We start from the raw sequence: 15,769 nt of genomic DNA on the forward strand, positions 1-15,769 counted from the left end.
CCAAAAACATATCTTACGATAATTAGTTAGGAAATAATTTAATACGCTCGGAGGTTCTATGGAACAGCTGAACTTAAACATCTTTATTACCTCTGCAGACGATGCAGAATTGGCCGAATATAAATTGCTGGCAGCTCTGAAAAATTACAAAGAGGAATTTCATAAATATCGTCTCTATCCATTCTTCGGTGAAATTGTTGATGTTAGCAACCAGCTTCGTCAGTTAATTAATAGCAAAGAAGAATTTAACAAACTCCGTTCGAAAAAAATAACGGGGATAGATCTGGAAAATCAACAATTGATTTACGAATACACCGAAGAGACACTGAGCGAGGAAAAGATATCGCGCGTCTTTTCATTTATTGAATGGGCTCTGCCGAAGATTAAAGAAACTCTGGAAGAAGGAGTTGCAATTTACGATTTTGTAGAAAGCAATATCGAGATTAAAGAAATCGGTTTGCTCCCGATTTATAAGGATGAAGGTTATTTTTTTGTAAGAGACAATCTGGAACGAATGCTCTACATCTATAAATTTTCGGTGACAAAAGTTGTCAATTCCAGCGTTCCGTTCCAGTCGCTAAAAACAAATTTCGTTGAAGTGTTCAAAGAAGAGACTGCAGTTGTACCGCCGGAGGCAATAAAACTGGAATTAATTAAGAAATATCCCGATTTGCCAAATCCGGCAACATACAACATTGACACGGACGTGGATTTCCCCTTCAACGAAACAGTACTGCCCGTTGCTAAACGGAAGTTTATTCGTTTTCTGGCCGCTTAGGTACAGATCGGAGGAAAATTCCGAACTGCTTTTGTTCTTCAAGGCGGCACGACCAGACCAGGTCGCCGTTCCATACTGTAATATCCGGGCAGCCGTCGCACATACTCTGGCGTCCATCCTGCATAAAATCCACGGGCTGGATAAAAAGGATTGTCTGCATGTGAACTTTTCTGAAAACATTTAACGGATTTTTAAGATAATTTGCAAATGCCTTTCGAACCCCTTTGTCGAACAGGAAGCTGAGCAGCATGGTAGAGCGCCCCATCGATGCCAGAGTTGGAGATGCATACGAAAGATATTTCCCTTTCAACAGATGATGGAAAGTCATAATCATTTCGATAAACTTAGCACCGCCATAACCGTAAATTTTTCCTTTCGAACCAAAGCGCTCTGTCAATAGCCATTTGAAAGAATCAACTTTTTCCGTGCCATTGAGAAAAGCAGCAGGCTTGAAATCCGGGTAAATTTTACGCGCCTCGGCCACCATATCAGTCGAAAGGATATCAATTTTTCTTACGTTATCAGAATGATATGCAATTGTCTTCCAGTCGATTTTTTGTCCACCTGCATACCAATCAAACGGTAAATTAGGCACCACATGACGGAATGCGATGAAAACCATCGTATGAACTATATCGATATTTTCCTCTGCCCATTTAATCAATTGGGGTAAATAATGGAGAGTATCTTCATAAACTGTCGAATTGAACGAACAGGCAATGCCTCCTTCATTAGCAAGCATACGAGCATATTCATATCTCAATTCATTTAGCTCGATTTCATTTTTGCCCTTCCATTTGCCTCCTCTGCCTTGTTTACTATCCACGTGAAAAGTAAATCCAAAAACTCCAGCTTTTTTCAAATCCTTCAATAATGTTTTATTGAGCGCCACTCCGTTTGTGTTGAGTATGGGTTTAAAACCTCGCCTCTTAATTTCGGCAACTATTTCTACAATTTGAGGATGTAGCAGTGGATCGCCTCCAGCAATCGAAATACAGTCCGAATTTCTTTTCGATTGAAATACGTCAAGTTCATGTTTGATTTCGTCGAATGGTTTATGAGAATTTTTTTCATTTGCACGGTAGCAACCGTCGCATGCAAGATTACACATTGCCGTCGGTTCGAGCCACGAAATTGCATTGTCTGCCAGATTCCATGGAAGTCGGTATAATTCCCTGTGATTAACTACCTGACCGTTCATTTTGACCCTCGCATTTTTTATTTAGAAAACTTAAACGGAATCAGGATAATAGTGATGTCAAGTGTATTAAGTTTGCAATTGATAAAACAAACAAATTACAATTTGCTTACTGAAGCTTTCCTCTTTAAGAATTGAATTCCAATTGCAGTTTTAATAAAAAAATTACTGAATTTAACAGCCCGTTTTAAATTTTTAGACTTCCTTACCCATATCAAACATATAATATATTTCTATTCGAATCAAGGTGGCTAAATGCCTGTTAACAATAAAATAATTTATTTCACCAACAGCATTGCCCTCGTTAATTCCGTATTATCCGAAATAAGTCGGTAGAAATAAATACCCGCAGAGAGATCGGCGGCGTCGAAAAAAACAGAATAATCTCCTGGTTTATGATGTCGATGTGCCAGAGTTTTTACTTCCCTGCCGAGCACGTCATAAACTTTCAGCGACACAAAACTTTCTCGTCCAACTGTGTATTCAATTTGAGTGGAAGGATTAAAAGGATTTGGATAATTTTGCATCAATTTGTAACCGTATGATTTAAAAACTCCCTCTTCTATAGAAGTAGGGACACCTTCGCCGTAAGCTTCCACTCCGTACCAGAGAGTTTTGTACGTCGATTGATTAAGGTTAACGATAAAACAATTCGACGAATTTGGCTTCACAATGAAAGCTTTCGAGTGGTCTTCCTCCCCTTTGTTATTAAGCGGAATTATTTTTATTGAATCGGCATGAAGTGTTAATTCTAAATAAATATCGAGTGGTTGAATTTCGGTCGTACTATTACCCCAGTTGTTTTTCAAAGTGGTGTTATTGTTATACCAGACCATGCCGCTGTTTTGTATTTTTGATGCAATGGTAATAAGCGATTTTCTCGAATGTAGAAGCGAGTCATCGTTTAACGATAGCCAGGTAATAACACCGAAATCATTTCCCGACCCTGATTGTTTCACTTTTATAGCACTTCCTTCAACGTTCTTTAATTGAGAAAGATAGCCACCCAGACCGATGAATCTTTCAGTTAGAATGACGAATATTCCTTTATTAGCATCCCACTCAATTTCGCCCGTATCAGTTTTGTATGGATTTGAAGGAGATTGCTCAAGTGTTTCAAAATCTGTTGTATGGTCGCCAAAATATGTTTCTGTTTTGATCGAATGTTTCAATGCAAGCTTTCTATCGAAATAAGTAGGGCCAGTCCACCCTGCAGCGTCTTTGGATGGCATACTATAAATAGTGTCGGCAGTGTAAGAAAGATATATCGGATTTGAAGACGGTTTAACTAGTTCATTCCTGAATACATGAGCAATCGTTGGAAAGAACGACATTAAAACCGAATTACGGTTGATGGCAAAAAAATTGTTAATTCTATCGATACCCCAGTCGTAAGCCTCGTCGTATGCAAAATACATAAATCCATCTGCGTCATTGAATGATGCATAGCCGGTAGAAAAGAGAACCGATTCGACCTGGTATCGATTTGGAAAAGCGTGGTTGTATTCGCTTACTGTAAAAGGTTTCCCTTTGATTGGCACTCCCGCAAACAATGCAGGAATTATCCCGCCGTTAATATCTTTTACCATTGGTGTATTATTTATCAACCAGTCGGTCGACGACCAGGGCTCGTTGGGAAATTGTGGATGATCCCAGTAGGCATGATTATCGACATAATTACCATCGGACATTGCGGCTAAATCTGCCGTACCTGTATTCCAGTTAGTAGTTAAAATCGGAACTTTAACGCCTAATGTATCTTTTAGATATGCTATCATTTCTTTAAAATATTGACGTTCCAGAGAGATATAAAATTCCGACATATCTTTAATACGTTGTGAAGAAAATTGAACTGCTTTACTATAGTCGATCCTTCTTACATTTCCTGAAGCAAGTGATTCTCCCTCGCGCAATCCTTCAAGCCCGGCAGATCTAAATCTGATATTGTCGAACCAGTAGGTATTGATTTCCAGACCTAAATTGAATGAAAGGCGTGTATGTCCATTATTATCCTCCGGCGCCCTGAAGCTGAAGGAAAACTCCTGCCAATCTGAATTCAAATTAAGAGTTATACCCGAATAATAGGTATATGGGGAACTATCGTTCATTACACTTACACTTATTTGTGTCGGCGAACTTGACATAGCAGCAAAGTTGATTGTATACGTAGAATCTTTTTTAATAGTCGCGTAAGGAAATTTAAATTGAATATGCCAGTTCTGATCGGACGATTTTGTTACTTCCACCTTGGCACTTTTACTGCCATTGAACGATACGTTCGAATCGATTGAAAAAAATGCAGATGCTCCTGAATGTTGCTCCAGCTGCCACCTTCCTTTCGAACCGGATTCGAAACTTCCATCATCAATTTGTTCGTCGATACCTGTTTCTTTTGTGTTACTGTTCCAGGCATTTTTTAATGCTTCGTCGTTTTTATATTTTTCTCGAAGAAAGTCGATCCACAAACTGTCGAGCATTTTCGAATATCTATAAGGCAATTCCCCGCCCTCGGAAATTGGTTTGAGATTGTCCTCGCGCCAGAATCGATAGAGAGAATTTTCGTTAGTAATTTCGAGCATTGCCATTACGGGGTCGTCCTTCAAAGGTAGACCAGTATAAGGATTTACATGCGTAAGTAGCTGGTGTGCATATTCTTTATGCAGACTTTTAATGTATGGGTCGAAAAAATTTACTCCCTTTCCAAATTCTGGTAACGAATCGTATGACGGCACATTGTCGTTAATTCTGAATGTACGCGACACATGGAGGTTCATATTAATATAAATTCCGTTGCGTTTCAATTTGTCAATCAGATTTTCGAGAATATCGAGATAATGCGAATTAAGTTCTCGCGTCGAAGTTTTACCCAACAGACTGCGCTCAGACCATGGATTGTCTAAGTGATGAAGTCGAACGAGATTAATGCCAAATTTGCGCATTCTGCCGGCAAGTAATTCACATTTATCCTGAGGAGGGAATGCAGCGTCGGCTCCTAAATTTGTACCCCAGAATCGTACTCGTTCTCCGTTAAGACTAAAATGGCCTTCGTCGTCTATTGTGATAAAATCCTTTATTTCTTTCACTGGAAATTTTGGTAGAAAATTTACTGACACTGTATCTTCTGAGGGAAGATAAAAATTAAATCCACCAGTGAAGTTCTGTGCAATGAGAGATGTTAAAGGAAGTAATAAAACAACAAGTAATTGCTTTAATAATTTCATAAATGCTCTGTTTACTTAATTAATTCAAATAAGTAAGAATTTTTTGTACGGATGTAATTTCTGATAGTTTTACCGGACAATGTGAGATTCGATTCACTCCATCCACCCGTAGCTGCAGCTCCAGGTACTAACGCAGCCGAGCTCTCATTCTTATCCATTATCGACCAATTACAATTACTCAATTTATTTTTTTCCATAAAGTCGAACCAGAGATTTGCTTCGTTCATGTCGATATTTCCGTCGCCACTTGCCTCGCTCAGTCCGTATTCAGTTACAAACAAAGCGACCCCCTTTGCAAGTGCGCTTGAAGCTTTCGTTCTGTTAGGTTGTTTGTGAGTGCTGGAATAAAAATGGAGTGAATAGGCAACGTTGATATCATCAATCGGATCTTTTGCGGCAATATCCACATCCTGCGACCACGTGGAATTTCCCACTACAATTAAATTATCAGGGTCGTATTCTCTAATTGTTTTTATAACTTCAACTGCATACGGCTTAATTGTTTTGCTCCACGAAACTTGCATCGGTTCGTTATAAATTTCATATATTAGGTTAGGCCTGTCACCATACTTCTGTGCAAGCAATTTGAAGAACTCTTTAGCTTCTTTGAGGTGGTTTTCGGCGTGATGGTCGTGCCAGTCGACAATTACATAAATACCGAGATTAATAGCCGCATTTATAATTGTTTCAGCCTTCTGCATTTCAGTTTCGGGATTGGAAAGATATCCACCACTTTCGATTCCAATTGAAGCTCTTACAACAGTACACTTCCAGTCATCTCGCAGCCATTTAATACATTCTTCATTATAATATTTCCCACCCCATTGACTCCAGAACAAACTCATACCTCTCAGTACAACCGTTGTATCAGCTTTGCCGACAATTTTATTTCCGTCTACTTTCAAAGGTCCAATTAATTCAACAATTGTTTTGGGAGTGAAATTTTCTTCAGGATTAGTAACCGCCGAATTTTCATCTCCACAATTGAGTAAGGAAAATGAAGTAATTATTATAAGAATAATATTTTTAATGGACATTATCCCTCTTAATTTTAATTAATCAGTTCAAATTCTGTTTCCAGCAGGTCTTTCGAATTAGGCCCTACCATAAGTTTGAATTTACCTGGCTCAAGCAGATAATTCATATTTACATCAAAAAATTTCAAGCGGTCAACGGGCAGTTCGAATTCAACAGTTTTTGTTTCTCCTGGCTTCAAACTAATTTTCTTGAAATCTTTCAATTCTTTCACAGGACGTGTAACACTTGCAACTAAGTCCCTTATATAAACCTGAACAATTTCCTTTGCTTCATATTTGCCAGTGTTAGTTACATCGACACTGAACTTAACAGAATCGTCACTTTTAACTTTGTCGGTTTTCAATTTTAAATTAGAATACTCGAAAGTGGTATAACTGAGGCCATAACCGAATGGGTAAAGAGGTTCTAAACTGAAGTCGATATAATATGAAGTAAAGCGTGGATTTTCGGGATTGTATGGGCGGCCAGTGTTTTTATGGTTGTAGTAGAGTGGAATTTGACCAACTCCTTTCGGGAACGTGACTGTGAGTTTTCCACACGGAACATAATCGCCAAAAAGTATATCAGCAATGACGCTGCCATGTTCGCAACCGAGATACCACGATTCAATAATCGCAGGAATATTTTCAGATATCCAGTTAATTGTCAAAGGTCTGCCGTTCATTAAAATTGCTACCACAGGCTTACCGGTCTTTTTAATTTCTTTAATCAATTCTTCCTGAACGCCGGGTAAATCGAGCATGGCTTTCGAATGTGCTTCACCGCTCATGTCGCGTGTTTCTCCAATTACAACTATTGCCACATCAGATCGATTAACGGCATCGATAGCTTCTTTAAATCCAGATTTATCGTTACTGCGTACTTTGCATCCTTCTGCATAATTTATTTTAATTCTGTCGCCGACTTTATTTTTTAATCCTTCGAGAATCGATACGACAGTTTCTGGAGTTCCTTGCTGTGCCCAAGGTCCAAGCGGGTCGTCTTTTGAGGCTGCTAATTCGCCAATTAATGCTATCGATTTGATATTCTTATTCAAAGGAAGCAAATTGTTCTCGTTCTTGAGTAATACAACCGACTCAAGTGCCACTTGCTTTGACGCCCTTCGTAAGTCTTCGCTCAGTGTAACTCTGGCTTCGCGTTCGGAATTGCAATATTTGTATGGATCGTCAAACAAACCAAGTTTGAACTTAGCTTTCAGGATCCTTCTTACAGCATCATCAATATATTTAATATCGACTTTCCCCTCTTTCACAAGTTCGGCAAGATAATTGTGGTATCCGTTACTTTCCATATCCATATCGATCGAAGCTTCAATTGCAATTTTTGTTGCTTCTTTCAAATCGTTAGCAATTCCATGAATAAGAAATTCACCAATTGTATTCCAATCGGTTAATACAAATGCATCCGACTGCCATTCGTTCCTCAGTATTTGAGTCAACAATAATTTGTTTGCAGAAGATGGAACGCCGCCAATTTCATTGAATGCTGACATCAAAGAACCGACGCCTGCATCGACTGCAGCTTTGAAAGGTGGAAGATAAATTTCTCTCAATGTACGCTCTGAAATGTCCACAGTATTATAGTCTTTTCCTCCTTCAACAGCTCCGTATGCAGCGAAATGCTTGGCGCAAGCGAGTATAGTATTTTCATCATTTAAATTTTTCCCTTGATATCCTTTAACACGTGCGGCAGCCATTACTGAACCGAGATACGGGTCTTCACCGCTCCCTTCCATAATTCTTCCCCATCTCGGATCTCTGGCTATATCGACCATTGGACTGAATGTCCAGTGAACGCCTGCAGCCGAAGTTTCAATTGCCTGCATACGTGCCGAAAACTCGACTAATTCAGGATTCCAGCTACATGCCTCGGCAAGCGGTATCGGAAAAGTGGTTTTATAACCGTGTATAACATCAAGGCCAAAAATTAAAGGAATTTTCAGTCTACTTTCTTCTACAGCTATTTTTTGAAGTTGCCTGGTTTGTTCAGCACCTACTATATTCAAAAACGAACCAATTTTTCCCTGTCTTACCAGTTCTTCGTGTCCCTCTTTCGGTTTCCTTGTTTCTGTGCCTGTGTCCCATCCCGCACTGTATTGAACTAATTGACCAACCTTTTCATCGAGCGTCATCAATGCAAGCACCGAATCGACTTTTTGTTCGAGAGTTTTACTTTGTGCGTATAGAAGTGACCCTATAAAAAATAAAAGAAAATATTTTTTCATGACTGTTATCCTATAGATTTTCTGAGATAATTAAGACCTTACAAATAAAACAAAAAAATAATGCTCAAGATAGTTTACTTTTCTGCACACAATTTTATGAAGTTTTGAATATAAAGGATATCCCTAAGATATCATTTCTTATTTTTCCATTTCGTTCCATATTAAAGCTGCGGCTCCCATAATTCCGGCTCCTTTTCCGGGTAGTGCTGAAGGTATAATTTTAACCTTATTCTTGAAGATATTGAGCATATGTTTTTCCATATACTTTTTCGTCGGCTTAATTAGCAAATCACCGGCAAGAGCCAGGCCTCCGTAGAGTATGATAGCTTCGGGACTTAAATGAACGACAGTGTCTACAAGTTTAAAACCGAGTACTTTTGCTGTAAAATCAAAAGCTTCAAGAGCCAGTTTATCTCCTTTTAGAGCGGCATTATAGATATCTTTTGCCGATAACTTTTCACAATTTAATTTTCTCAATGTGCTGGGATATGGATATTTAGCCATTAATTCCAGAAGTGTCCTTTTTATGCCCGTTGCCGAAGCATAGGTTTCGAGGCATCCAAGTCTGCCACATCCGCACAATCTGCCATTCGGGTCGTAAGTAGTATGTCCGAGTTCACCTGCAAAGCCGTCGTTGCCATAAACTAATTTTCCATCGACGACTATTCCGCTTCCGAGTCCAGTGCCAAGTGTAATGACGACAAAATTTTTCATTCCTTTAGCCGCACCGAAGATCATTTCGCCAAGAGCAGCTGCATTTGCGTCATTTGTAATAACCACCGGTAAATCTGAGAACTCTTTAATCAATTTTACAACATTTACATTACCCCAATTTAAATTGGGCGGCATTTCCACTGTCCCTTTGTAATAATTTGCATTCGGAGCACCAATCCCGATACCAACGAGCTCATAGTTTTTTTCAAATTTCTTAAATGACTTATCGGCAGCCTTAAATATCCTTTCAAACAATTGCCGCGCATCTAAATCTGCTTTAGTGGGAAGTGAAGCGTCATAAATTAACTTTCCTTTTCGATCGACAAATCCAAATGCTGTATTTGTTCCCCCAACATCGATTCCCATAACCAACTGAATTTTGTTCATTTTAATATTTCTCCTGTTCTCCGAAAAAAATGATAAACTAATTTATAATACAAATTTTATGCCTTAAGCAAGATATAGAAAACATCATTTTTTAGTTAAAAATGGATGACAGGTTATTAAAATAATATAAACGATTATTAATTTAATAAATTTATTAGCAGACCTAAGGATTGCACGATAAGTTCTGCTATTCGAGGACAGCCGAAAGAAAGGCTTTTGAATTGGAGTGAGATTAAAATAGATGAATAATTACTGCTACATTGTAATAATCTGATCTTCTTGCGTTAAATGAAATGATGACTAACTTTTTCAAATTAGGATTTTTTATAATTTCCTAAATCTGGCGGTCCATTTATTATTACTGATCCAGAATTATATATATCGTTTAGCTTTTTGAAAAACGTTCATTTGAAAAAATTTTAGTTAAGCATATATCTTAAATAATGGCTGAGTAATCGAACATAGAATATAAAACAAACTTGCGCAACCAGTACTGCAATCTGTGCCCGATGTTAATCGGGAAAGCATCGAGAAAATTAATCATAATTACAAAGTCACTGAATTAATTTCAGAGAGAATTCAAGTTCAATAGGTTCAATCATACTGGCGAACCTTGGTAAACGGCTTCCGATACGATTTCCCCTCATACCTCCTTCAAAATCGGCGGGCATTTTAGTAGGTTCTTCAGTTTCGAGTTTCATTAAAATTACCTTATCCTTATCAGTTTTAATCAATCCAGTATCAACCGGAAGTTTAAGTTCGTAAACAAATTCTGATTTAAGCTGATTTATTTCCGCCTTAATTCCATATTTATTCTCGGATTTATTAATTAATGTCAGAGGATAATTTTCTTCGTTTACAATTTCAATCTCTTTTTGATTCTCCAAAAATTTGTGTAATCGCTCTTCGAACATTTTTCTCATTTCATCTCTGTCCATCAACATTTCTCTGTTAAAATCCTCGCGTATTCTTTCTCGATAGACCATCGGAAACTTAAGACCGATTTTATGATTATCGGATTCAATCCACAATGTAAGTCCTCCTCTTAATACGGGCAAAAAACTTCTGAATTCCTTGAAAATGAAACAAAGATATAGATTGTCCTTGTCGTTTGTATAAGCGACTCCGATATTTTTTTCGTCGAAATTAAAAAACTTACCGTTCCATTCGGAAGGATTAGCATCAATTACAACATTTGTTACTTCGCTCTTTTCGAGAAGAGTTGCAGATGAGCACGCAAAAATAATAAGAGGTAAAAATATTACACACCATCTTATATTTTTCATAATTAACCCCGTTTAATTTTTTATTTTTTGACAAATAGAGTCCAAGCAGGGTTTACAATTTTTTCATTTAAAATAGCCACTCACAAATACAAGAGGAGCGTTCCAGTTAATTGCAATTTCATTCGACGACCAGCTTCCTGTATCGTCTGCAAAACAGAGGGCAGGAGGGGTATTTTTATTAAACAATTTTAGTAAAACGGGATCCTGTAAATATTGATTCGGACCACCAGACAAAAACCCAGGTATTGGCTCGTCGATTCCATCCGACGCAGTAGGTCGATGATGTGGATTGCGCACGTAGTTTGAACCTATTCCTGTAACAAATGAAACTTTATGCGCATTTGCTCCTAAAATGTAATTAAGTTGTCCCAGTGCTAAGTTGTAAAAATTTTTCTCACCTGTAATTTCATAAGCTATAATTAAAATGAGCGCATTGTTTAAAACGTCAGAGTTAGAACCCCATCGATATTCGCCGGGCAATATTGTAACACCGTAACCGTCTTTATTACTTTTGGCTAAAAGGTAATCCGAATAACCCAATAGTTCAGCTTTAATTTTATCCGTGATTTCATCTGGAATATTTCTTTTAGAACTATTGACCAGAATTGTAAAATTAGCCAGGTCATTCAATTGCGACCAGCTTATTGATTTAAAGTGGAAATTATTTTTGCGAGCATATTCAGTAAAATAAATAAGATACTCTCTATCGCCTGTTGTCATAAATAGTTCTGAGGCAGCCCATGCCCTTTCATCCGAATCGTCCCTATCGCCATATTCACCTGTCACGGTACTTTCGGGATTTTTAAAGCCTCCAGCAGGAATCATATTTGGATTGTCGCTTAAAAATTTCCAGGCAGAAATTGCTGCATCCAGAAATTTTTTTGACAAATCCCGGTCGTAATCTTTTATTAACCTAGAGGCTTTCGCTAAAACAGCCGCAAAATCCGCTGTTGCCGTTGACGATATTTGATAAATCAAACGTCCGTCTTCGGTATCTTTATCGGGCATAACAAAATCTTCGAATTTTTCTTTAGTCACTTTAGTAAAAACAGCACCATCCTCACGTTGCATTTTTAGCATCCAATTGATCTCAAATATAGCTTCGTCCAGAATATCCGGTATTCCGTTTCCACTTTCTGGAATATTCAAGCTATCGCTCAGGAACTTGGCAGGGAAAAATTCGTAAGCCATCAATAAAGTGCCGACGGAAACTCCTGCATTTACAATATATTTTCCGTAATCTCCAGCATCATGCCAACCACCGGTAACATCCTTAAAGCCATCTCCAGCTAATGGATGAAAACGAGCATCTTTTGTATGACATTTTCCGTAAACATAACCTCCCGCAAATTTTTGATCGAGTCCAACGCCGCACCTTTGATAATAATACGATTTCAAGGATGCATTAAACAAGTGATTATAAACTGTATCAGAAATTTCGAATGGTGCAGATTTTTTTCCGTTAGGGAGTGTTATAAAAAATTTCCCAGAATTTTTAAAATCTGAAAAATCACCAATATAAATTTCCATTCCGCTTGCAGGATCACTCTTAGTCTTAAGCTTAATTTCACCTTTAAAAACTATTTTTCCGTCAGCAGCATCATGTAAATAAAACGAATCTGCCGGCTCATTAATAAAAAAATACTTTGGCGCAACTATTAAATATCCTGCCTGATTTATTGAAAAATCGCCTGCACTTATTATTAAAGAAGTGGCAAAGAAGAACAAAAACGTAACCTTTTTCATATTACGCCTCGATGAAATTATGGATTAAATTTTTTCAAAAATAATTAAAAATATTGATAGTGCGTAACAGACTTTTGAATTAATTGGATAAAGCACCACGATCTTTCAAGGAAGGAAAAATTTGTAGTTTAAATAGGCAGAAATGAAATTCTGATTGTAAAGAATATGCAGTTTACCGAACTCTTGCTTTGCTTCGAAAACAACCTAATTGGTTAACTCAACGATCGTGTAATTACAATTATTTAATCAAAACGATCTTTTGTGTGTTAATAAATCCGTTCAGATTGTAATTGACGAAATATGTACCACTTGTTAAGCCTAATTTATCTGCATTCAGGTAATACGAATGTTTGCCGGGCGCCTGAATTTCGTCCAGGAGCACCGCGATTTCCTGGCCGAGGATATTATAAAGTCTAACTACAACTCTGCCGAATTCTGGCAGCGACCATTCAAGTGTAGTGCCTGGGTTAAAAGGATTTGGATAGTTCTGAGCAATCACAAAACGATTTGTTATGCCATTTAAATCATTTTCCATTTTAGTAATTATTTCTTTACCATCAGATGGAGTTGGTAATTTTTTTGATGTATATAGATGAAACTCGCCTGGTTGAAGACTAATAAACGAACTTCCATTTTCGACAAGCACGCTATCGCCGGTAAAATAGTCATACCAGTATCCATTCTGGGAAAAAGAATAATTTGCAGAGCGGGATAAGACGTCGAAGTTACCGATGATTTTCACATTCACAACAGAATCGAGTAGAGTTATTTCTTTTGTCGGTCCGGTTACATTCATGTTAAAATCGTCGGTCGAAAAGACTGAATAATTTTTTTTCAATTTTATTAGTTCTGCAAAAAAGCGGAAAAGTTTCTGTCGTTCAGATTGTTGAGGCTGCGTATAATAGTCCCATCGAATTGGTTTTTCACCAAGCCGTCCATTGTAATCAATTGAATAGTCGTATCCCAATTCTTCGAATTGCCACAGCATTTTAGGTCCTGGAACTGTAATAAAAAATGCAGCTGCTAACTTTATTCTCGAGAGAGCATAATTCAATTTTTTAATATCGTAATCGCCATAAGAATTCCCCCAATTTAAATTTTTATACATCAACCTTTCCTCGTCATGACTTTCCATATATCCGACCAGGTAAGGTTTTGAAAACCCCTGTGCTTTATAGGAAATTCTATAGAAGTTTGACTTGCCGCTATCGTTCCATCCCATTGCAGCTTCCGAATAATTATAATTCAGATTTCCCCAGAGCATCATACCATAATTAGATAGTTCTTTTTCTTCACGATCTTCTGCAAAGTGTTCAAGGATAACGTAAGCCTCTGGGTCAACTTTCCAGACTTTATCGGCCATTCTTTTCAATATTTTAATGCGTGCAGCGTCATAACTGCTGCCGTCGCCTGGAGTGTTCGTAAGCCCTTTTGTGAAGTCGAATCTGAATCCGTCTACTTTAAATTCACTTAACCAGTAAGATGTAACTCTGTCAACATAATATTTTGTGTTGTTGCTTTCGTGATTGAAATCGTAGCCCCACGAAAAAACAGGATTGGGTGACACCTGATTAAACCACGGATTATTAGCGGCTGGTCTTCCCTGAGTAGTGTCCCAGTACATTCTCACCATTGGGTTTAATCCGTAAACGTGATTCAAAACAACGTCTAAAATCACTGCAATATTATTGGCATGACAGGAATCGATAAATTCTTTCAACTTTTCTGCAGGGCCATAATATTTATCTACTGCAAAATGCATCATGGAATTATATCCCCAGCTTGAATTACCTTCGAATTCCATAACTGGCATAAGTTCAACTGCATTCACACCGAGTTTTTTAAAGTAACCAATTGTGTCGATCAAAGTAGCAAAGCTGTGGGTTTGTACAAAATCTCTCACCAGCATTTCATAAATAACAAGCTTCTCTTTTGGTGGTTTATTGAAATCAGTTACTTTCCAATTGTAATTTTTCGGAGTTGTATTGAAAACTCCTACGATGTTTTCCGTTTTACCGTAAGGATATGCTTTCAAATTTGGATAGATTGTTACTGGTATCTCAGCGTCGTTCCACGGGTCAAGTATTTTTTCAGAATAGGGATCCGGTATTCTTAAGCTACCATCTATAAGATATTGAAACGCATACTCTTTACCTGGTTCCAAATTACTTAATTTAGTCCAGTAAATTACGCTATCGGGTCGTATCTGGTATCGATTCATCAAATAATTGTTATCTACTTTCCAGTCGTTAAAATCGCCGAGCAGATAAATAAATTTTTTATAAGGGGCAAACAGGACAAGATAAATTCCGTCGTCCCTATAATTAATTCCATGTTGAAGACCTTCGGGCAGTTGCATTTCGGGAATTTGCGGAACATTGACAATGGCAAAGATGGCTGTATCTTTCTGGCCGAAAATGCTTTCGGCAATTATCCTGACCAGGTTTGTGTGTTGATTCGGATTAGGTACAAAAGTATACTCTATGGAATCTGTAAATGATTGACCGACTAATTGATCGTTAATGATCATATTGATACTTTTTGTAGATGTGCCGATTGCAACACTTCTTGCAGAAATCTGCACCTGCTTGTTGTCGGCAATAAAATAAGGAGAACGCATCGGGTCACCAAAATAATTAGCGGCTTGTGGTGATTTCAATACTACTGTAATTCCTGGATCATAAATCGGCACAAATATATCTTCGGTTTGTTTTGAACCGTCGCTACTTCTTAAAACAAAACAGAGTTGAGTAATATCTACCGAAGGATTACTAACATTATAAAACTTTCTCGGGTTTTCGATTGTAATCCGATAAACGTTTTCTGTGATTCTTGTGAGTTTGGGCTGGACTGAATTATTACCCCAATTGCCGATTACATTTTGCCAAGCCGTTACATTCCCCTTATTATCCCTCAATGTAACGCCAGTATGAGCATATACATCACCTTGATAACCTGCAATTTTATTTTGATGAGTTGCATTAGTTACATCAAATGTAATTGTAATTGTGTCGGTCTGGATTGGATATTGTGGTATGGTATAAAATTGAGTGCCTGAACTGCTCTGGGCAAGAATCAATTCCGTAATTAAAAAAATCCATACAAGTATACTTTTTTTCATATCAATTCACTCTTATAATTTTTGAAAGGAGCCCTTATTCAGGGCTCCAATAATTT

Annotated in this window: 9 protein-coding genes; 1 reads left to right on the forward strand and 8 read right to left on the reverse strand. The window is 37.7% G+C overall.

Translation table 11 applies throughout. The annotated features are described in order from the left end of the window. The first annotated feature begins 58 nt into the window (after positions 1–58). Positions 59–778, forward strand: coding sequence for a hypothetical protein (locus ACSSV9_RS02015; protein ID WP_437345540.1), 720 nt, complete (start codon positions 59–61; stop codon positions 776–778). Here the strand turns inward: ACSSV9_RS02015 and ACSSV9_RS02020 are convergent. From ACSSV9_RS02020 to ACSSV9_RS02055, 8 genes are all read right to left on the reverse strand, one after another. Further along, positions 756–1,979: a radical SAM protein gene (locus ACSSV9_RS02020; RefSeq protein ID WP_437345541.1), complete on the reverse strand. Its 1,224-nt coding sequence runs from the start codon at positions 1,977–1,979 to the stop codon at positions 756–758. The two genes, ACSSV9_RS02015 and ACSSV9_RS02020, sit on opposite strands and share 23 nt — an antisense overlap. A 275-nt stretch (positions 1,980–2,254) precedes the next feature. Continuing rightward, positions 2,255–5,197: a carbohydrate binding domain-containing protein gene (locus ACSSV9_RS02025; protein WP_437345542.1), complete on the reverse strand. Its 2,943-nt coding sequence runs from the start codon at positions 5,195–5,197 to the stop codon at positions 2,255–2,257. A gap of 11 nt (positions 5,198–5,208) precedes the next feature. Further along, positions 5,209–6,234: a glycoside hydrolase family 5 protein gene (locus ACSSV9_RS02030; RefSeq protein WP_437345543.1), complete on the reverse strand. Its 1,026-nt coding sequence runs from the start codon at positions 6,232–6,234 to the stop codon at positions 5,209–5,211. A gap of 14 nt (positions 6,235–6,248) precedes the next feature. Beyond that, complete coding sequence (locus tag ACSSV9_RS02035; RefSeq protein WP_437345544.1) at positions 6,249–8,459, reverse strand: glycoside hydrolase family 3 N-terminal domain-containing protein; 2,211 nt, start codon at positions 8,457–8,459, stop codon at positions 6,249–6,251. 138 nt (positions 8,460–8,597) lie between these two features. Further along, positions 8,598–9,560, reverse strand: coding sequence for an ROK family protein (locus ACSSV9_RS02040; protein WP_437345545.1), 963 nt, complete (start codon positions 9,558–9,560; stop codon positions 8,598–8,600). A 554-nt stretch (positions 9,561–10,114) separates the two neighbouring features. Next, positions 10,115–10,846, reverse strand: coding sequence for a hypothetical protein (locus ACSSV9_RS02045; protein ID WP_437345546.1), 732 nt, complete (start codon positions 10,844–10,846; stop codon positions 10,115–10,117). A gap of 63 nt (positions 10,847–10,909) precedes the next feature. Then, entirely contained in the window at positions 10,910–12,592 is a 1,683-nt protein-coding gene (locus ACSSV9_RS02050) for a glycoside hydrolase family 9 protein (protein ID WP_437345547.1), read from the reverse strand. A gap of 238 nt (positions 12,593–12,830) precedes the next feature. Continuing rightward, positions 12,831–15,713, reverse strand: a complete 2,883-nt coding sequence (locus ACSSV9_RS02055; protein ID WP_437345548.1) for an alpha-amylase family glycosyl hydrolase — start codon at positions 15,711–15,713, stop codon at positions 12,831–12,833. Positions 15,714–15,769: the final 56 nt, after the last annotated feature.

Origin of the sequence: Melioribacter sulfuriphilus (genome assembly GCF_051488685.1) — a bacterium.
Classification (GTDB): Bacteria; Bacteroidota; Ignavibacteria; order Ignavibacteriales; family Melioribacteraceae; genus Melioribacter.

Excerpts from the sequence above, each read along its gene's own strand:
- ACSSV9_RS02015 (WP_437345540.1), top strand. The coding sequence starts at position 59 with ATGGAACAGCTGAACTTAAACATCTTTATTACCTCTGCAGACGATGCA.
- ACSSV9_RS02020 (WP_437345541.1), bottom strand. The coding sequence starts at position 1,979 with ATGAACGGTCAGGTAGTTAATCACAGGGAATTATACCGACTTCCATGG.
- ACSSV9_RS02025 (WP_437345542.1), bottom strand. The coding sequence starts at position 5,197 with ATGAAATTATTAAAGCAATTACTTGTTGTTTTATTACTTCCTTTAACA.
- ACSSV9_RS02030 (WP_437345543.1), bottom strand. The coding sequence starts at position 6,234 with ATGTCCATTAAAAATATTATTCTTATAATAATTACTTCATTTTCCTTA.
- ACSSV9_RS02035 (WP_437345544.1), bottom strand. The coding sequence starts at position 8,459 with ATGAAAAAATATTTTCTTTTATTTTTTATAGGGTCACTTCTATACGCA.
- ACSSV9_RS02040 (WP_437345545.1), bottom strand. The coding sequence starts at position 9,560 with ATGAACAAAATTCAGTTGGTTATGGGAATCGATGTTGGGGGAACAAAT.
- ACSSV9_RS02045 (WP_437345546.1), bottom strand. The coding sequence starts at position 10,846 with ATGAAAAATATAAGATGGTGTGTAATATTTTTACCTCTTATTATTTTT.
- ACSSV9_RS02050 (WP_437345547.1), bottom strand. The coding sequence starts at position 12,592 with ATGAAAAAGGTTACGTTTTTGTTCTTCTTTGCCACTTCTTTAATAATA.
- ACSSV9_RS02055 (WP_437345548.1), bottom strand. The coding sequence starts at position 15,713 with ATGAAAAAAAGTATACTTGTATGGATTTTTTTAATTACGGAATTGATT.